Source organism: Pseudomonas sp. PvP100, from assembly GCF_017833055.1.
Lineage (GTDB): Bacteria > Pseudomonadota > Gammaproteobacteria > Pseudomonadales > Pseudomonadaceae > Aquipseudomonas > Aquipseudomonas syringae.
In genome coordinates this window covers 3749432-3768770 of the sequence record NZ_JAFIBO010000001.1, presented here as the reverse complement: position 1 = coordinate 3768770, position 19339 = coordinate 3749432, and the positions used below count along the sequence as shown (strand labels likewise).

The window sequence follows — 19339 nt, the reverse complement described above, 5'->3', positions numbered from 1 at the left end:
TCCCAAGGTTCTGTAAGGGCAATGTGTCGGCCGGCTCAAGCCATACGGTCAGCTTCAGGCTGGACTCGTCATGGCTTGGCACTGGCGGCCAGTTGTTCCAGGGCGGCTTCCAGGGCCAGTCGATATCCACTGGCACCCAGGCCACAGATCACTCCTACAGCGACATCTGAAAAGTAGGAGTGATGGCGGAAAGGTTCGCGTTTGTGCACGTTTGATAAATGCACTTCGATGAATGGGATGCTCACTCCCATCAGCGCGTCACGTATTGCAACGCTGGTGTGCGTAAAAGCGGCCGGATTGATCAAAATAAAATCCACACCCTCACCGCGGGCGGCGTGAATGCGGTCGATCAGTTCGTACTCGGCGTTGCTTTGCAGATACATCAGATGGTGGCCGGCATCGCGAGCGCGCTGCTCCAGGTCCTGATTGATCTGAGGCAGAGTGACGGTGCCGTAGACCCCGGGTTCCCGAGTGCCCAGCAGGTTCAGGTTGGGTCCGTGAAGGACCAGGATGGTCGCCATTGCGTGTTCCTTTTATTGTCTGCGAGCGGTTTACGCCCGGCGACTATGCCGGAAGGGCAATAGACTGTCCAGTTAACAACAGTAGCCAGCACAATGAGCGATATTCGCGCAAAGTTTGTGACTAAGGTATCAGTTTTGGTCATTGGCGCTGTTCAGGCGCTCTATCAGGCCTGCTGCGTCGATTTCGCCGACGACCCGGACAGTTTGCCGTTCTTCGCCGTTTTTATCGAAAAAAAGCAGCGCTGGCGGGCCAAACAGCTTGTATCGGTCGAGCAGGGCGCGCTGCTCTGCGTTGCTGTCGGTCATGTCGAAACGCACCTGTTTGTAACCCGACAAGCGGGCGACCACGCCCGGGTCAGGCAGGACTTCGTGTTCGATGACCTTGCAACTGATGCACCAGTCGGCATACCAGTCGAGCACCAGCGGTTTGCCCTCGCTTTGGGCTTCCTGCATCACACGGTCCAGTTCGGCAGGGGTGGTGATCGTTTGCCACTGTGATGCGGCCGAAGCTGCCGCCCCGCTATTCGCCGTGGCGTACTCGCGGCCCAGCGGGCGCATGGGGTCGGTCTGCCCGGACAGCGCGCCGTACCAGCAGGCCAGCGCATAGACCAGCAACGCCAGCCCCAGCAACTGGGCGAGTTTCTGCCGTGTGGTTTTGACGTTGAATTCCAGCGCGCCGAGAAACAGGGCGACACCGGCCGACAATAGGCCCACCAGCAACAGCGTGACCTGCCCTGGCAGCACACGGCTCAGCAGGCCGATTGCCAGCCCCAGTAGCAGCACGCCGATGGCGTTTTTCACCGTTACCAGCCAAGGGCCGCTTTTCGGCAGCCACGTAGCACCGCCGGTGGCGATCAGCAACAGCGGCGCGCCCATACCCAGCCCCAGCGCAAACAGTTTCAGAGCACCGCCGAGCGCATCGCCGCTGGCGCTGATATACAACAGCGCACCGGCCAGAGGCGCCGATACGCAAGGTGATACCAACAGGCTGGAGACCACGCCCAGCACCGCTGCACCCCACAATGAACCGCCTTGGGTCTTGCCGGCGATACGGTCCAGGCGAGAGCTGATCGATTGCGGCAGGCGCAGTTCGAAAGCGCCGAACATGGCAATGGCGAAGATCACGAAGAATGCCGAGAACGGCACCAGCACCCAGGCCGATTGCAAGCGCGCCTGCAGGTTAAGGCCTGCACCGAACACGCCCATCAGCGCGCCCAACAGGGCAAAGCACGCCGCCATTGGCAGTACGTAAGCCAGAGACAGGCTCAGCCCGCGCAACCCGCCAACCTGACCGCGCAGTACCACGCCGGACAGGATCGGTAGCATCGGCAGTACACACGGTGTGAAGGTCAGGCCTACGCCGGCGAGAAAAAACAGCGCCAGTTCTTTCCAGCTCCAGCCTGCCGTGGCGGCGGGTGGGGTGGCAGAGGCCTGATTGGCCGGGCTGGCGGCCACATCACCGATGCTCAAACGTTCGGTTTCAGGTGGGTAGCACAAGCCCTTGTCGGCGCAGCCCTGGTAGGTGACGGCGAGGGTGAAGGGGCGTTGTTCGCCGGGTTTGCGTGGCAGGTCGATATCGAGAATGCCGTGGTAGACCTCGACATCGCCAAAGTACTCGTCGTGTTTCTGCTCGCCCTTGGGCAGTTGCGCTTCGCCAAGGCCGATGTCGGCAGGCTCGGTGCGGAACTGGAAGCGGTGGCGATACAGGTAGTAGCCATCGGTGGCGACCAGCCTCAGCTTGATCGACTCCGGCGTTGTTTCGATCAGGCTCAACTGAAAGGCCTGACGCACAGGCAGGAAGTCCTTGCTGTTATCCAGCGAGCCGCCGCCCAGGGTGGATGAAGGTCGGCTATCCAGCAGGCCGGCGCCGGAGGCGGGCAGGGCCAGGATCAATAACAGCAGGCATAACAAACGGCGCATGGCAGTCTCGAATATCGAAAGTCCGCGCATGATAACGGAGTGCCCGGCGGCGTGCCGAGGGCAGGTTGTAAGAGTGGGTGTCAGCAGGCCCACGACCGTGCCGGAATTATTTCTTGCCCGAGGAAAAGCTGCCACCAGCCTCCTGATCGTAAAAATCCGGGATCTTGTACTTATACGTGTCCAGCCAGCGTTGCAGGCTGAGGTCGCGCTCTGCCGCGGTATTGACCTGTGGCGTCGGCGAAGCAGCCTTGCCGCTGGCCTGAAGCTGCAGCCAGGTCTCGGTCTGCCGGGTTTCAGAAGTCGCAGTTTCAGTGTTGTCTGCCCAGGCATCACCTGCGCTCAACAGCAGTACACACCCGGTGAGTATGATGCGTTTCATGGTCGTACCTCCTGGGACTGACGATCATTTTGCCCTGTCAGGCTCGCAATGGGCCGTGCAGATGCTCGAGGAGCGGCAGGGCGCTTTCGCAATTGCTCGGCGCGCGCCTGGGCATCGGTCACCTGTTCAGGCGTCAGCCCGGCCCGTGACGCCAGTTCGGCGGCTTGCGTCCAGTTGTTCTGATAGATCAGCAGCGTGGCCAGGTTCACCGCCGCCAGCGAGTCCGACTGTTTGAGTTCCATGGCCGTCAGGAACTGAAAGCGTGCCTGTTCCAGTTTCAGCTGGTTGAGGTAGACGACGCCCAGGTCATTGCGGATCTTTTCATCGGTCGGTTGCAGCTTGCTGGCCATCAGCAGGTGTTGCTGTGCCAGCGCGTTGTCACCACGCGCTGCGGCCAGTTGCCCGAGGCCATGCTCACCCTCGGCTGCCCGGCAGGTGCCCAGCAGGCTGCGGTACAGAGGCTCGGCCTCGTTACTGCCCAAAAGCCGCAACACCCGGGCCTTGCGCAGGCGAACCTCGCCCAGGCTGTCGGGCAGGCTTTCCAGGTTGGCAAGACTGGCATGCAGGCGGCCTTCATCGGCCATGTTCTGAGCCAGATTCAGGGAGAACTCCTGATCCGAGGTCAGCTTGGGGCACTGGCCCGGCTGAGCCGTGGTCTGCGTCCAGAGGGGGCGACCATCACTGGCGCAGCCGCCCAGCAACAGCAGCCCGAATAGTATGATCACTGGTTTCATTGCAATGCGTCCTTTCGTGCACGGGTAACACCGGGTCAACTGCCCAGTGCGCGGCTGATTGCCATAAATCCTGGCCCGGCCAGCACAATCAGCAGGGCGGGGAACAGAAACACCATCATGACCACCGACATCTTTGCCGAGAGTTTGGAAATGTATTCTTGCAGGCGGGTCAGGCGTCGGTCATCGATCAGTTGCTTGAGCGTGAGCAGAGACTTCAATGCGCCGCCGCCCTGATGAATCAGTTGATTGAGGATCACACAGGTGTCGCTCAACTCGTCGACGTCCAGCAGGGCGGCGGTTTTTCTCAGTTCTTCGCCCAGTTCCAGACCGGAATCGACACGCATCAACACCACGCGGATTTCCTCGGACAGCACCGGCAACAGGTCTTTGCCTTCGTTGCTGAGTACCCGAAGCGCCTGTTCGACCGCCATGCCGGACTCGAACAGGATGCGCAGCAACGGGATGAAGGTGGAGATTTCCACCACCACTTGTTTTTGACGGCGCCGAGCCACGGTCGCCAGAATCCGCTTGGGCAGCAGATAGCCGGCGCCCAGGGCAAAGATCGGCGCGATCAGCGGTTGCTGGATGCCTTTGAAAAACAGCAGTTGGCCGAGGATGACAATGACCATCAGGCCTACCGGGACGCCGACCTGGCAGGCCGCGAATAACGAGCGTTTGCTGGCGCGCCGCCAGCCGATGCGGTTGAGCAGTATCTGGGTTTCCGAATCCAGGCTGATGCTGCGTTGACCTATGCGGGTGTCACCGAGCAACCGCAACAGGCTGCCGATGCGGCTCTCACGGATCACCTGGCCCCTTAAGCGTCTGGCCACCAGACGTTCATTACTACGTTGACGGGCTATGCCTGACAACAGCACAAATGCGGCAGCGGCAAGCATCATGGCGGCGAATAACAGTTCCATCTCAAATGCTCCTCAACATGCGCCACAACACCACGCACCCCGTGGCCTGCAGGGCGAAGGCCGCGCTCAGCATGATCTTGCCGCTTTCGTCGTCCCACATATGCAGCAGATAGTTGGGGTTCACCGCCAGAAAGTAACCGGCCATGCTGATCGGCAGCAGGGCCAGCACCACGGCAGTCATTCGGGTTTCGCCGGTCATTGCGCGCAATTGGCGACCGGCCTGTTCCCGATCACGAATCAGCTTGATCAGGTTTTCCATCAGCTCGCTGGCATTGCCGCCGTAGCGGTGATTGACCCGCAAGCCGATGGCGAACAGGTGAAATTCGTCGCGCTCATACAGTTCGGCAAAGTCCCTTGCCGCATCCGGCAGGCTGACCCCCAGTTGTACGTTGCGCTCGATCCGGCTCATGCCGTCCTTGAGAGGCTGGTCGGTGGCGTCGATGCCGTGCAGCACCGCGTCGGCCAGGGTTCTGCCGGACTTGAGGCTGCGCACGGTATGGTCGAGCAATTGCGGCAGTTGCTGGATCATGCGGCGCACGCGCACCTCATAGCGCCATGAAACGAACACACGCAGTGTCAGAGGCACCGCCAGCAGCACGCTGAGCGCGCCGACGACGCCGGCCGTTGCGTAGCCGCTCAGTATCAGCAGCGCATACAGCGACAAGGCCAGGCCCATGCGCTTGGTCGGCTGTCCCAGCCCGGCGCGCAAAAAGGCCCGATCCAGGTAGCTCCAGCCGGTCTTTTCGGCCACGGGCCGTACTTGTCCGGCCATCAGCCGCTGCCTGACCCGTTCACTGGCTCCCTGATTGAGCGCCAGGTAGAACATGCGAATGGACGCAATAAACAGCAGCAAGGAGATCAGGCCCAGTACCAGAGACGCACTCATGCCGACTCCTTGAGCATGTCAGTAGCCGGGCCGCAGCTTGTCGCCAGCGGCGTGGGCCGCTTCGCGCATGAAGCCGACCCCGGTGCGGCGATCAACACGGAACAGGGTATTGGTGACGTAGATGTCATCGCGGATGCCGACCACTTCCACCACTTCACTGACACAGCGGCGCCCGTCAGGCAGGCGCGTCAGCTGGATAATCACATCCAGCGCCGCGCAGACCATCTGGCGCAGGGTCTTTTCCGGGATCAGCCGCCCGGTCAGGCCCACCAGCGTTTCCAGACGCAGCAGGGCATCCTGTGCATTGTTGGCGTGCACGGTACTCATCGAGCCATCGTGGCCGGTGTTCATTGCGGTCAATACGTCCAGCACTTCGACGCCGCGAATCTCACCGAGGATGATGCGGTCCGGGCGCATCCGCAGCGAGTTGCGGATCAGGTCGCTGGCGCGCACCTCGCCATGCCCTTCGGCGTTGGGTGGGCGGGTTTCCAGGCGCACCACATGCGGGTGACTGAGCTGCAGCTCGGCAACGTCCTCGATGGTCACCAGACGCTGATTGCTGTCGATCAACTGGCTCAGCACGTTGAGCATGGTGGTCTTGCCCGTGCCGGTGCCGCCGCTGACCAGAATGTTGCAGCGCTTGCCGACGGCCTCCTGGAAGAACTCGAAAATCGACTGATCGATGGTCTGCATGGCCACCAGGTCGGCGCTCTTGAGCATGTCCTTGCGGAATTTCCGGATCGACAGACACGGGCCGTCCAGCGCGATGGGCGGAATGATCGCGTTGACCCGGCTGCCATCGGGCAGGCGTGCGTCAACCATCGGTGAAGACTCGTCCAGGCGGCGCCCGAGTGGTGCCAGGATGCGTTGCATCACGCGCTCGACGTGGTGCGAATCGATAAAGCGCAGGTCGGTGTGGTGCAGCACGCCATCGCGCTCGACAAAGACCTTGCCTGGCCCGTTGACCAGAATTTCCGTCACCGAGGTGTCGCGCAGCAGCACTTCCAGCGGGCCGAAGCCGGTCAGTTCGTCGACCAGTTCTTCAGCCAGGCGCTCCATTTCGTAACGCGAGATGGCCAGCCGTAGCCGTGCGACGTATTCGGCCACCTTGTCGATGACGAATTGCGCCAGGGCCGGTCGTGAGCCTTCGAGCAGACTTTTGCCGCTTTCTTCCATGCCGTCGATGATGTAGCGGTGCAGCACCAGTTTCAGGCCTTGCCCGTCATCAGGCTTGCCTTGCGTGCGCGATGAGACGCCAAACAGTTTCTCCGCCATTACCGGTTCCCCCGCAGTCGAGCGAGCCAGCCCTGATCGGGTTTCTCGCGTGCCTCGGCATGCCGTGCCAGATGCTCGCCAAGCCGCCGCAGCCCGGAGCACAGCGCGTCGCGTGACGCCAGTTCGAACAGCGTCACGCCCTGATTTTTGGCGTTCAGGCGCAACTCCGGCGCAAGCGGCAATACCGCCAGCACCGGCAGGCCGAAGGTTTTGCTCACGGTTTCGGAGTTGGGCGCGACCGAGCGCTGATAACGATCGACCAGCAGGCCGGCGTGCTGCATTTTCATGCCTTTTTCGCGCCAGTTGTTGAGCACTGTCAGGTTGCGTCGACAGCCCAGTACGCTCTGGTCGGTGTACCACAGCAACTGATCGCAATGGCTGACCAGCGAGCGCAAGGCTTCGCTGTCGGGCTGCCCCACCAGATTCACGACCACATGCTGAAAATGCTGGCGCAGCGCGCTGAGCAGCATATAAAGCTCGGCGGCACTGGACTGTTCCAGATGATCGTCTGCTTCGCTGTAAGCCAGAATGCGCAGGCCGCTTTCGCTGGTGGTGAAGGCGCTGTCGATCAGCGTTGCATCGAGCCTGCGCAAGTGGCGCAGGGCGTCACCGAAGCTGAAGGTCGATTCAAGACCGAGCATCAACAGGCTGTCGCCGCGTGGCAGGCCGAGGTCCAGCAGCAGCGTGCGCTGCCCGCTCTTGTGCACGACCATCGCCAGGTGCGTCGCGATCAAGGCCCCGTCGTCATCGCTTTGTACGCCATACAGCACCGACAGGCCGCTCATGTTCGGGTTGGGCGTCACGGCGGGCAGGCGCTTACTCAGACGTCTGACCAGGCCGGCGACCTCACTGGAGCGAGAGCCATAGGCAACGAAATCCCTGGCTCCGGCGCGCATGGCATTGAGCACCAGCTGGTTATCCATGCCATCGCCGAGCGCAACGATGGCCAGCATCGGTTTGGCTTCCAGCGCACTTTCGATCAGGGCGCTCTGGGTCATCAAATGCTCACGGTCCAGGCCGACGAACACCACGCTGGCGAACGTCACGTCCACCAGCGCCAGCAGGTCGTCGAGGCTGCCCGTACCGGCACTGACCACCTGGCCCAACGAACCCAGAGCACTTTGCAGCCACTCCAGGTCGGTGTTGTTACGGGTGATTGCCAGGAAGGTCTGGCTCAGGCTCTGGCTCATTTGGATAACCCGTCGCGGCGGTCGAAATCGCCGTTTTCCAGAAAATACAGACGCGGGAAGCTCGGGTCATAGGTGCGCAGCCCCTCACCCGGCACCGACGGCAGCCGGGCGTTGGCGGCCAGTGGCTGGACCAGATGCGGAGTGACGATCATCAGCAGTTCGCGCTCGTCGCGCTGGATTTGCGAGCTGCGAAAAAATGCACCGAGAATCGGGATGTCGCCGAGACCGGGAAACTTGTCCACCGAACCGCTGTTGCTGGAACTGATCAAGCCGCTGACCACGAAGCTCTCGCCGTCGGCAAGCGCAATGCTGGTGTCGGTACGGCGGATGTTCAGCGCTGGCACGGTGGTCCCGGCGATGGTGATACCGGCCGAGAAATCCAGCTCGCTGACTTCCGGCGCGACCTTCAGCAGAATCCGGTCCCGGCCGACGACAGTCGGGGTCAGGGTCAGGCGCACGCCGAACTCCTTGTACTCGATGGAGATACCGTTGCCTTCACCGTTGGGCACCGGCACCGGGAATTCGCCGCCGGCCAGGAAGCTCGCGCTTTGCCCGTTGAGGGCGACCAGGCTGGGGCGTGCCAGGGTGTAGGCGTAGCCGCTGTTTTCCATGGCATTGATCATGCCCAGCACCTTGCTGCTGCCACCGCCCCAGACGATATTGAAATTGCTGTTGTTCAGCGGAATGCTCGGCGTTATGCCGCCCACAGCGCCAGGTGTGACGTTGACGCCCGGCACCGTGCCGGGCGCGCCGAACAGAAAGTTGCTCGAGCCTTTGCCGAAGATCGAGGTGCTGGCCTCCTTGAGCTTGGTGCGGCTGACTTCGATAAAGCGGATGTCAGTCTGCACCTGGCTGGGTAACTGCGCATCGGCAGACGGCGCGGTGACACTCTCGACCATGGCGGTCGTCGCCCGGCCACGCACGAAGACCATGCTCTGGCGCGGCGCACTTGCGCAGGCCGTCCAGACCATCAGGCTGGTCGTCCCCTGCGCGACGCCAGTCAACAGAAAACCGTCGGTGCCGTTGACATGCACATCGGCGATTTTCGGATCACCCACGGCGATGCGGGTGATGGGCACCGCAGAGCGGACCTCCTGTTGAATGCCTTGGTCGATTTCCACGGCTGCCGGCATCGCGGCTAGGCCGGCACAACTGCCCGAAGCGGCCCACGCGCCTGGCGCGCACAGTGCTGCGATGACTAACGCCAGCAAACGGGGTTTTATAACTGGCACGGAACAACAGCTCATCAAATGCAATCCTTGCTCAATCAGGGAGTTTGTTGCGTGATCTGGTTACCGCGTATGACCTCGACAGCACGAGACGTACGCGGGGTTGCGCCTGCTGTTGGCGCGCTGGCCGGCCCCAGGCTCAGTTGTCTGAAGCTGACCAGTTGGCGGTTGGCTGAATCGAGTCGCTCGGCAGCCTCTGGGCCGCCGGCTTCGTTGGCCCAGTAATCCTGCAGGTTGCCCTCGTCGGCGCTGCGCACGGCCAGACGCAGCACACCGGTTTGCGACGCCAGCATCAGGCGCGCCACCAGGGCTTGCGGCACCGCGACCGTGACGGTTCGCGCGTTGATCCGCTGCTGCTCCTGTTTGAGGCGTTCGTCAGCGTTGATGTCCTGCACCGGCTTGCCGTTGCGGTCCGGACCGAGCAGCGCGCCAACGCCGAGAATGCGCAGGGCAGGCACCACGACCTGGCTCGACCGATTCGGATTGCTCACGTCTTCAGGCAGATAAAGCAGTACATCCACGTAGTCGCCGGGGCTGAGTTGCCCGGAGGCGCCCGTCACTTCATCGACTTGTAACGCCAGGGCCCGCTCGTGCGGCCGGATCATCCGCGCGAGGGTGCCGCCTGCTTCGAAGTTGCTCTCCGTAAGCCAGCTTCCGGCGGTCAGCGTGCGCCAGCTGCTGCGCCCGACAATCTTGTCGATGGCTTCAAAGCTGCCAGGTGGGGCGACCTTGAGGCGCTCGATGGTCAGGTCATCGGCCGTGATTGCGGTGTAGGCAGGGATATCCCTGGCCAATACCACGACGTTGTGACGCAGAGCTTCCTCGACGTGAGGAGTCGGAGGTGTCTGGATCGCTGTTTCGGTGGTGACAGGTTCGCTGGGCGGAATGACAACTGCAGGTGCCTCGGCTGGTTTGCTGACGGCGATCCCCAGATACGCGGCAATCAACGCCCCCAACAGAAACAGGACAGCAAGCACCAGGGTAATGCGACTGCTCATGGCAACTTTTCCCTTTGTCATCGCAGGACAACTTCAACACACGCGGTGCGGCAATTTCACCAGCAGGTAATAGAGGACGAGGTCAAATGTCCGTTATGTGAAGGTAGCTCATGGCAATCAAAGCGCCATTCTGCTTTGGTATAAAAATGCTTTCGGATGAATGGCATAGCCGTGTCGGCAGTCTGCGCAAAGGGCTGGGCAGACCTATAACTTTCCGGTTAATGCTTTGTTGAGATTGTGGGTTTTTTGATTGAAGGCAATGCTGATATTGCGAGGAGATACATGCGCACGAAGGTTTATTGTCGCCATTGAAGGCGCAAGGAGAAATGAGATGTTCCTTACCCAGTTGTACGTCAGTGTCTACACTCGAATTCAGTCTTTTCTGAAGGACAAGGAGGCGGCATCGGCGATTGAGTACGCCGTGATTGTAGCCATGGTGGCGCTGGTGCTGTTTGCTATGGTGACGCCAATGGGCGACGCTGTGAAAGCTCAATTCAACAAAATTATCCTCGCCTTGGGTGGCACGGTGGCGAGTTAGTTTACTATTGTGACTTGAGTTCACCCTGTTGAGAGAACCACATGGCTGTCCACCCCATCCGCCAACAACTGCTTCTGGTTGATGACGAAGAGGACGCAAACGAGGAATTGGCAGAACTGCTCGAAGGTGAGGGGTTCTGCTGTTTCACGGCGTCTTCCGTCAAGATGGCCTTGCACCAGTTGACCCTCCATCCGGATATCGCGCTGGTGATCACTGACCTGCGGATGCCGGAGGAAAGCGGCATCCAGCTGATTCGTCACCTGCGCGATCACACCTCACGTCAGCATTTGCCCGTTATCGTCACTTCCGGCCATGCCGATATGGATGACGTCAGCGACTTGCTGCGTTTGCACGTGCTCGACCTGTTCCGCAAGCCGATCTATCACGTCCGTTTGCTGGAAACCCTCAACAACCTGTTTCCCGAACCGAAGGTTTTTCAGGTTCAGTGACGACAGGCTCGCGCCCTGCAGCATGCTCACGCTGGAGTATGGGCACGAAGTCAAAGGCCTGTCGTTCCTCACGCTCCAGTGGGAATGCCTTTCTTGACGCTCTGCGTCACACCCGTCTGCGTTCACTCCACCACGCTGAATTCAACCCGCGCCGTCTGGCCACTCTCGTCCAGCACGCTTAACTGATAACGCCCCGGTTTACTCAGGGTGGGAGTGAAGTCTTGCCGGGTGTCGGTGTCTGCCAGAGGTTTGCCATCGATAAACCACCAGCGGTGGCCACTGCCGCCGAGTGCCGAGAGTGTGAGGCGTAAAGCCTGACGACTGGCGGCAGGCAGGCGCAGGTTGTCGCCTTCGCGCACACCGACAATGCTCAGCGGGGGCGCCAGGTTCAGGTTCTGCGGTGGGCAATCCGGGTCAGCGGGTGGCAGGCGTGCATCACGCCGCTCTGCTCTGGGTAGCCAGGGCTCCAGAGGCGCAGGCCACAGCGCGATGTCCTGCGCTTGGGCGTCCGGGCAATTGGCCGCGACGCGCAGCCCCTTGGCATTGACCCATACACGCTCCTGCAAACCCAGCCCAAGCGGTTGGTCGGCCGCTTGCAGGGTGGGCGGCGTGGTGCCGTCCAGCGTCCAGGCGAAACGTTGGCGACGGCAATTGGGGTCGCTTTTGCTCATTGGTTGACCCAGCGGCCAGCAGATGGCTGCCACACCGACGTTCAGCGGCACGGGTTGCAGCGGTGCGGCGATCCCGCGCTGACTGTCGCGATTGACCAACACATCGTGCACCTGAAGCATCAGCGGCGCCGCCGAAGCCAGCCCGAACTGCCCTGGCACAGGTGTGCCATCCGGCCGGCCGATCCAGACACCAACCAGGAAACGCGGCCCGACGCCAATCGCCCAGGCATCGCGGAAGCCATAGCTGGTGCCGGTTTTCCAGGCCAGTTGCGGGCGCTGTACCAGCTCGGCGCGCGGGTCGATGTCCGGGCGCGACTGACCACTGAGGATGCGTCGAATGATCCACGCAGCGCCCGGTGACATCATCCGCCGTTCACGCAGTCGGTCCTGCGGTTGCAGTCGAACATCGGCACTGCGCCCGCCGCGCGCGAAGGCGCTGTAGCCTGTCACCAAGTCCTCTAACCGACTGCCTGCGCCGCCAAGAATCAGCGCCAGACTCGGCTCAGCCAGCGGCGGCAGGGTCAGGGGGACGCCGCCATTGCGCAGTTCAGCGGCGAAGCGCTTCGGCCCGTAGACCTCCAGCAACTGTACGGCAGGCAGGTTGAGGGACATCGACAGCGCCGAGCTGGCCGCCACCGGCCCGCCGAAACCGCTCGAAAAGTTGCCTGGTCGATAGTCGCCATAGCGCCGCGGTACATCCTGCATCAGGGATTCGGAGTGGATCAGCCCGGCGTCCATGGCCATGCCGTACAGGAACGGCTTGAGCGTCGAGCCCGGCGAACGCAGGGCAGTGACCATGTCCACATGGCCGAAACGCTTGGCGTCATTGATATCCACCGAGCCAACGTACGCGCGCACGGCCATGCTTTCCGCCTCGACCACCAGAATCGCTGCCGACGTTCGCTCCGGGAGTCGTGCGCGCCAGCCCATCAGCAGGTCTTCCATGCGCCGTTGCAGTGAGGCGTCCAGCGTGGTGCGGATCAGTGGCGGGCTGTGGGGGCGATTCAGGCGTCGGGCCAGCAACGGCGCCAGACTCGGTTCCTGTCGCGGTGCCAGCCATAGAGGCTCTTCCAGGGCTTCGTTCACGCTTGCCTGCGGCCACACCTGAAACTCTGCCAGACGCCTCAGCACCTTGTCGCGGGCCTGTTGCGCGCGCTGCGGGTGGCGATCAGGACGCAGGCGGCTAGGCGCCTGTGGCAGCACCGCCAGCAATGCCGCCTCGGCGCGGGTCAGGTTTTGCGGCGACTTGCCCAGATAGGCCCAACTGGCGGCTGCGACCCCTTGCAATGTGCCGCCGAACGGGGCGCGATTGAGGTACAGACTGAGGATCTGATCCTTGGACAGGTGCCACTCCAACTGCAGCGTGCGCCACAGCTGACGAAACTTGCCGGACAGCGTACGTGAATGCGGATCGAGCAACCGCGCCACTTGCATCGACAGTGTGCTGCCGCCCGAGACTACACGGGCACCGCTGAGGTTTTGCCAGGTGGCGCGTAACAACGCCAGCGGGTTCACCCCGGGGTGGCTGTAGAACCAGCGGTCCTCGTAGGTCAGCAGGGCTTCGAGGTAGTAGGGCGAGACCTGCTCGTTGCTGATCGGGTAGCGCCACACGCCGTTGGCGTCGGCAAAGCGCCACAACGGTGTGCCGTCCTCGGCCAGGACGACGCGAGCCAGATCGTCCCTGGGCAGTGGCAGCGGCCAGAGTCGGTCAGCCAGCCAGAGGAGGGCGATCAGCAGCATGATCGCGCCCGCCAGCCACTTGAATGTTCGCGGCAGGCGCAGAAGAAATTCAGGTTTCAACGCAAAGAGCCTTTATGATCCACGGAACCTGACACGCATTGCGACAGCCAAAGCGGACAGACCATTTTCTTCACGACCCCAATCAGGACGCACATATGCAGGTAGAAGGCTTTTTTGAATGGCTCGGGCAGGCCATCGGCGCGATCATTCGCTTCTTTGTCGACGGTCTGGCGTGGTTGTTCAACGGGTTTACCCATGCTGGGGGAAATTTTGTCGATGGCTTGTCCCGCACGCTGGGCATGGACACCTCGCTGATCAGCATCATCGCACTGGTCATCGGCCTGATGCTGCTGTACTCGGCGGTCCGCGCCTTCATGCGCGCTTCGATCATCCTTGGCATCATCTGGCTGGCGCTGGGCCTCTGGTTGCTGAGCTGGATCATTCATTGATGCGTTGAAGGCTAACCCGCCGCCATGGTGGGTGAACGGGGCGACGCCTTCGCGAGCAAGCTCGCTCCCACTGGATCTGCGGTGTGTCGGGGCAGTTGTGTAGGGTGCCTCGATCGTTTCTGTGGCGCACATCTGAGACACTTTTTACTTTTGTAGGAGCGAACCGGGCGACGCTTCGCTTGTTCGCGAAGGCTCTGGTACGGGCGATACATCTTCAGCGGATGTACCGGCCCTTTCGCGAACAATGCGGATCGCCGCCCCGGTCGCTCCTACTGGAGCTGTGGTGTGTCGGTCCGTTTGCGAGCGAGCTTGCCCTAACTGTCACGCATTCCAGTCAGTAATCGATCACTTTCCCTTCACCACCATCTGCGCTGGCGCTTCGCCCAGGGCTTGCCAGTTCGGGCGGTACATGGATTCGACCTGCGGCGGCGGTACGCGGTAGGTGCCCGGGGTGACGGCTCGCGCCAGGTAGAGCAGGTGCACGGTGCTGCTGCCCTCGATGTCCAAGGCTGCCACGTAGCGGTCGCCACGATATTCCTGATGTTTGATCCCGGCGTTTTCCATCGACTCACGGATGGTTTTCACGTCTTCGCTGGCGTCTTCCAGACTCGCCGCGCTTTGCGCCAGATTCTGGTTTTCCAGCTCCAGGCCTGCAGGCAGCAAGTCCACCACCAGCGCATCCGGCACGCGCTGTTTGGCACCGATTTCCAGGTGCACCAGCACCAGTTGCCCGGTTTTCAAGGCGCCGATGTTCAGCGGTGCGCCGCTCAGGTTCAGGTACTCGCGGCGAATGCTCAGGTTTTCGCCACCCGCTGCAGGCGTCTGGGTTGGATAACCGGAGACGGTCAGTTGCTGGTAAAGCGCTTCGCTGCTCTGGTTGTGCACCGAAAGCGGCGAGGCCAGCAGCGAACCGTCCAGCTTGAGGCCCGGCTGCCGGTTGCTCAGTTCGCGGGTTTGAGTGCCGCTGGCAATGCTGGCGGTCCAGTCCTTTTCCGGTTTGCCCAGCAGGTTACGGCCAGCCATGAACAGTGAATTGCTTTCCTGCGTGGACAGGTAACGATTGGCGGCCACCTCATCGGCCAGGGCGAACAGGCGCTCATCACGCTTGTCTTTGGCGAGGTCGTTTTCTTCCAGCAATGCCAGTATCAACGCCTGATCACGCAGCGAGCTGCCGTAGTCGGCCAGCCATTCATTCTTGCGGCTGGCGGCCAGACCCGCCATCAGGACCTGGTCGGCGCGGGGTTTGTCGCCCATCTTCTCCAGCGCGACTGCCAATTGCACCAACGGCAGGCCGGAGCGCGCATCACTGCGGCGGTCGAACAGGCTGCGCAAGGCCGCGAGCGGTGCCTGCTGACTGCGCGACAGCACCAGCCCGGCATAGGCCTGCACTGCGAAGCGCGTATGTTCGGCGTTCTGGCTGTAATTGACCTGAATCTGGCCGGCATCCTGTAGATAACGCAGCAAGCGTTCACTGGCTTTCTTCAGCGCATCCGGCGGTACGGCAAAGCCCTGATCGCGGGCGCGCAGCAGGAAGTCGGTGACATACGCAGTCAGCCAGTATTCCTCGTCGCTGTCCGAGCCCCACAGGCCAAAACTGCCGTTGTAACGTTGCATGCCCAGTAGCCGCTCGATGCCGATCTCGACCTTGCGCTTGCGTTCGGCATCCGTTTCGCCGGTCAGACCCAGGCGTTTGAGGGTTGCGGCATCCGCATACAGCGACGGGAACAGGCCGCTGGCGGTCTGTTCCAGGCAGCCGTAGGGGTAGGCTTTCAATGCGCGAATCTGTTCGCCGAGGTTCAAGGGCGGACGGTTCGACAATGACAGCAGCGCCTCACGACCGGCCGGTTCGAACGCTTCCAGCGCGCCCTCCGGCAGGCTCCAGGGCTGATCATTGAGGGTGGCGCGATAATGCTTGAGCATCGCCGGGTAGGCAGGGCGCACACCGACGGTCCATTCGCGAGTAAAGGCCGGCAGGTTTTCGCCCGGCAGGTCCAGACCTTCGACCAGCACCTTGATTTTGCCCTGACCCAGGCCGCCTTGCGCCAGCACCGGAACCTTCAGGGTGACGCGCTGGCCCTCCTTGAGCTGCAGGGGCTTGCTCTGGTCGCCGCCCGGAACGCTCAACTGGCCCTCAGCGCTGATTTTCACGTCCAGCTTCTGTGCCTTGCCCGACAGGTTGGAGACGTCCAGCGCCACGCTGGTCTGGTCGCCACCGGCAAGAAAGCGCGGCGTCGACAGTTCGGCGATGATCGGCGCAGCAACCACGGTTTTCGCCTCGGCCATGCCATAGCGGTCGTCGGTCCAGGCTTGGGCCATGATTCGTAGCTCGCCGTTGAAGTCCGGGATATCGACGCTGACTTCACCTTCACCGGCGTCATTGAGCGTCACCGGCGCACTTTGCAACGCCACGATGGTGACGCTGGTGTCCGGACGTTTGCCGCCCTTCGCCAGTGCATCGCCACCGAACGCCATGCTTGCCAGTCGCCCCTGGCCGGCTTCGATCAGTTGACCGTAGATGTCCAGTTGGTCTGCTCCGTACTGCTTGCGGCCAAACAGGCTGGCAAACGGATCGGGCGTTGCGTAACTCGTGATATTGAGGATGCCGACGTCCACCGCCGACACCAGCACGTGGACTTGTTTGGGGACGCTGCCGTCAGCATTTTTGGCGGCGACCTTGAGGGTCAGCGGTTGTCTGGGGCGCATTTTCTCCGGCCCGGTGACCGTCAGCGCCAGCTTGCGCTGCGCCCGGTCCAGCGGCAGGTGCAGAACACCCACGGCGCGCTTGGGTGTGACATTGGCCTTGCGCTCGCCGGGACGTATCACCAGAGCGGTGACGTACAGGTCGTGGCGCGCCCATTTTTTGTCCAGCGGGATGTCATACGATTTGCCTTCGGCAGGCACATCGATTTCCTGCCACCACAGCGGCCCTTCACTGGACTCGACCAGCAGATAACCCTTGCCCGCAGCCGGCGGGGTGACAGTGACTTTCGCGGTGTCGCCATCGTTGTAGGCTGGTTTGTCCAGCGCCAGCTTGACCTGATCCGGCCTGACCGCGCCGCCGTCAGTGTTGTCCTGCCAGCGATAACCGGCCCAGAAGCGCAGGCTGCTGACCATTCCGGTGGACGGATCTTCCACCTCGACACGGTAAGGACCCCATTCGACCGGGAAGCTGACCTTGGCGGTGGCGTCCTTGGAGATGCTGACGGTCTCTTCGTTGAGGTTGAGGAATTTCTCGTTGAAGTGGTAACTCCAGCCGTCGTCGGCCGAGTAGTTCCAGTAGTAATCGCGACGCTCGCGGATCAGCCGGACTTTCACGTTGTCAGCGGCCAGCTTGTTGCCAGCCGCGTCGGCCATGACGATTTCAAAATCGGCCGGGCCGTCGCCGTTGGTCTGCGCCTCGCCCTTGGCCTCGTTGTCGTAGTCGTCACTGCCAGTGCTGCTGCCGAACAGTGCACGCACGCCGGGCAGGTGTTCGGCAGGCCAGATCGGCTGCACCAGACGACGGGTGATCGGACGCCCGCCAGACTCTTGCAGGCTGGCTTGCAGAATCAGCTGTAGCGGCGATTTGGCCTGCGCCCATGCGCTCTGCACGGCGATGGTCGAATGGCCTTCGGCATCGAGGGTGACGGGTTCAAGCTCCAGATCATGCTTGAGGTCTTCTTCGGTGATCGAACCGAACTGATAACCCGGCAGCTTCGGCACCGCCTCGCGCAACGGGCGGACATAGACCTGACCGGTCAGCGTATTGCCCGAAGCGGGCGCGCCATACAGGTAGCGGCCCGTGATATCGAATTGCGGGTCGTCAGCAGGTGCCACCGGCGTGTCGCTGCCCTTGAGCTCCAGCGCCAGACGCTCGGGCAGGAAGTCCTCTACCTTGAACTCGTAGAGCTGCGGTTTGCCGTCGCCCAGGTCGAACACCAGTTGCCAGCGTCCGGTGGGGGCTTCGTCGGCAAGCGGCAATTGATACTGGTAGAAACCGTTGCTGTCGGCTTCCCAGACGAATTTGCGGCTGACCTGATCATCGGGACGGCGCACTTCGACGGTGACGGGCTGCGGCTTGACGGTGTTGCCGTCGCTGTCGCGCAGCAAGCCGTTGAGCAGCACGGTTTCGCCAGGGCGATACAGGTCGCGCGGGCCGAAGATGAAGAATTGCAGCGGGTGAGCCTGCGGGCCGGAGATATCGAACTCGGCCAGGTCCAGCGCCGAGCTGTTGAGGCGCAGCATGCTGGTCTGTTCGTCCTTGTGCGCCAGCACCACGGCAGCCTTGGCCGGCAATGGCAGTTGCGCGTGACCGTCGCTGTCGGTCTTGCCCTGGGCGACGACCTTGCCGTTGTCGTCATACACATCGACGCTGATATCACCCAGCGCCTTGCCACCCTCGAGCGCTTGAGTGAAGACGTCCAGACGGTTGCTGTAGCGGTGCACCGACAGGCCGATGTCACTGAGCGTCAACAGGGTGGCCGGCTGCGAGTAACTGTAGGTGCCCGAGGCGCGCATCACCGCCAGATACACACCTGGCTGTTGCAGGGGCTTGATACCGGCAATCGGCAGCAGCAAGGTTTCACGGGTGTTGCGCGCAGGCTTGAGGTCGAAGCGGCCGCTGTAGACCAGGTCGGCCATGGGCAGCAGTTCTTCGGAGCTGTAGCTGGACAGGCTCGACGCACCGTCCCATTGGGCGAGGAAGTTCGGCATCGAGTCGGGTTTGATGCGGAAGAACTCGACATCCACCTTGTCGACGTTCAGCGCGATCACCGGCAGGCCCTCGGCCAGACGGGTCGGCAACAGGCTGCCACGGCTGGCGAAACCGACGGAGGCCTGCAGGTCGCGGGTTTCCAGACGGCTGATGTATTCGGCGGCAAGTTTGGCCTTGTTGACGGCCAGCAGACCGGCATCGACGGTCAGGACCAGTTTGCGCTGCGGCTCCAGGTGGCGAAGGCGCAATTCCATGAGGTTGTCAGATAGCTCCCAGGCACCGTCGACCTTGCCGCTCTTGCTGTCCACCAGGTGAAGTTTTTCGTCGAATTTCTGCTCGGGGTCGAGCGGTACCGAGAAGCTCACCGACAGGGTGCTTGCGCCGTCGACCTGGATTTCCGACACATCGATGACCGTCAGTTCGCGGCCTGCGTAGCGCTTGCTCAGCGCGGCGAGGTCGACTGCGGGTTTGGGCTTTGTGTCGGTGACCGTTGCCTGGGTCGTGGGGGCCGTAGCGGGCGCGGGTTTATCCGTGGAAGAAGAATCACAGGCGCTCAGCAGCGCAAGCGCGCAAGCCAGAAACAATCCTTTGTTTAACATGGGGGCACTCATCGGCAACGGTAGAGAGGATGCGACTATATAACAGTCGTGATGACAAGTATTACTGTCAGATTGACCAGTAAGGTCACATATCGAACGGACTGACTATCCGTGCCATTGCGCGTTGGCATGCAGCGGGTGACGCCGA

At 62.0% G+C, this 19339-nt stretch carries 15 protein-coding genes; 3 read left to right on the top strand and 12 right to left on the bottom strand.

Annotated elements, in window-relative coordinates:
* Nucleotides 1-68: 68 nt before the first annotated feature.
* The 10 genes from aroQ to cpaB all read right to left on the bottom strand — a co-directional run bounded on the left by aroQ (nucleotide 69) and on the right by cpaB (nucleotide 10052).
* Complete coding sequence (aroQ, locus tag JOE39_RS16005) at nucleotides 69-521, bottom strand: type II 3-dehydroquinate dehydratase (RefSeq protein ID WP_003313934.1); 453 nt, start codon at nucleotides 519-521, stop codon at nucleotides 69-71.
* Between the two features lie 129 nt (nucleotides 522-650).
* Nucleotides 651-2441, bottom strand: a complete 1791-nt coding sequence (locus JOE39_RS16000) for a protein-disulfide reductase DsbD (protein WP_280922647.1) — start codon at nucleotides 2439-2441, stop codon at nucleotides 651-653.
* A 106-nt stretch (nucleotides 2442-2547) separates the two neighbouring features.
* Entirely contained in the window at nucleotides 2548-2820 is a 273-nt protein-coding gene (locus JOE39_RS15995; protein ID WP_003421100.1) for a DUF3613 domain-containing protein, read from the bottom strand.
* Nucleotides 2817-3554, bottom strand: a complete 738-nt coding sequence (locus tag JOE39_RS15990) for a hypothetical protein (RefSeq protein WP_024650497.1) — start codon at nucleotides 3552-3554, stop codon at nucleotides 2817-2819. Before JOE39_RS15990 ends, JOE39_RS15995 begins: the two co-directional genes overlap by 4 nt.
* 35 nt (nucleotides 3555-3589) lie before the next feature.
* Nucleotides 3590-4474 (bottom strand): type II secretion system F family protein, encoded by an 885-nt coding sequence (locus tag JOE39_RS15985; RefSeq protein WP_003391913.1) that lies wholly within the window; start codon nucleotides 4472-4474, stop codon nucleotides 3590-3592.
* A gap of 1 nt (nucleotide 4475) precedes the next feature.
* Complete coding sequence (locus JOE39_RS15980) at nucleotides 4476-5360, bottom strand: type II secretion system F family protein (protein WP_065088835.1); 885 nt, start codon at nucleotides 5358-5360, stop codon at nucleotides 4476-4478.
* Between the two features lie 18 nt (nucleotides 5361-5378).
* A complete protein-coding gene (locus JOE39_RS15975; RefSeq protein WP_003313926.1) occupies nucleotides 5379-6635 on the bottom strand; it encodes a CpaF family protein in 1257 nt (418 codons plus the stop codon).
* Complete coding sequence (locus JOE39_RS15970) at nucleotides 6635-7825, bottom strand: pilus assembly protein (protein ID WP_198705863.1); 1191 nt, start codon at nucleotides 7823-7825, stop codon at nucleotides 6635-6637. Before JOE39_RS15970 ends, JOE39_RS15975 begins: the two co-directional genes overlap by 1 nt.
* Nucleotides 7822-9072, bottom strand: coding sequence for a type II and III secretion system protein family protein (locus tag JOE39_RS15965; RefSeq protein WP_210078567.1), 1251 nt, complete (start codon nucleotides 9070-9072; stop codon nucleotides 7822-7824). Before JOE39_RS15965 ends, JOE39_RS15970 begins: the two co-directional genes overlap by 4 nt.
* Nucleotides 9073-9092: 20 nt before the next feature.
* The gene (cpaB, locus tag JOE39_RS15960; RefSeq protein ID WP_210078568.1) at nucleotides 9093-10052 is read right to left on the bottom strand and encodes a Flp pilus assembly protein CpaB; all 960 of its coding nucleotides are present in this window, start codon (nucleotides 10050-10052) and stop codon (nucleotides 9093-9095) included.
* 331 nt (nucleotides 10053-10383) lie between these two features.
* Here cpaB and JOE39_RS15955 point away from each other — a divergent pair, with 331 nt between their 5' ends.
* Together JOE39_RS15955 and JOE39_RS15950 are read left to right on the top strand one after the other, a co-directional pair.
* Nucleotides 10384-10590 (top strand): Flp family type IVb pilin, encoded by a 207-nt coding sequence (locus JOE39_RS15955; RefSeq protein ID WP_004416006.1) that lies wholly within the window; start codon nucleotides 10384-10386, stop codon nucleotides 10588-10590.
* 41 nt (nucleotides 10591-10631) lie between these two features.
* Nucleotides 10632-11039 (top strand): response regulator, encoded by a 408-nt coding sequence (locus JOE39_RS15950; protein WP_003340978.1) that lies wholly within the window; start codon nucleotides 10632-10634, stop codon nucleotides 11037-11039.
* 122 nt (nucleotides 11040-11161) lie between these two features.
* Here JOE39_RS15950 and pbpC read toward each other — a convergent pair whose 3' ends face one another.
* Complete coding sequence (pbpC, locus tag JOE39_RS15945; protein ID WP_057445774.1) at nucleotides 11162-13510, bottom strand: peptidoglycan glycosyltransferase PbpC; 2349 nt, start codon at nucleotides 13508-13510, stop codon at nucleotides 11162-11164.
* A gap of 95 nt (nucleotides 13511-13605) precedes the next feature.
* On the opposite strand from pbpC, the gene JOE39_RS15940 reads away from it, so the two are divergent.
* Nucleotides 13606-13899, top strand: a complete 294-nt coding sequence (locus JOE39_RS15940; RefSeq protein WP_003307908.1) for a hypothetical protein — start codon at nucleotides 13606-13608, stop codon at nucleotides 13897-13899.
* A 345-nt stretch (nucleotides 13900-14244) separates the two neighbouring features.
* Here JOE39_RS15940 and JOE39_RS15935 read toward each other — a convergent pair whose 3' ends face one another.
* Nucleotides 14245-19191: an alpha-2-macroglobulin gene (locus JOE39_RS15935; protein WP_057445773.1), complete on the bottom strand. Its 4947-nt coding sequence runs from the start codon at nucleotides 19189-19191 to the stop codon at nucleotides 14245-14247.
* Nucleotides 19192-19339: the final 148 nt, after the last annotated feature.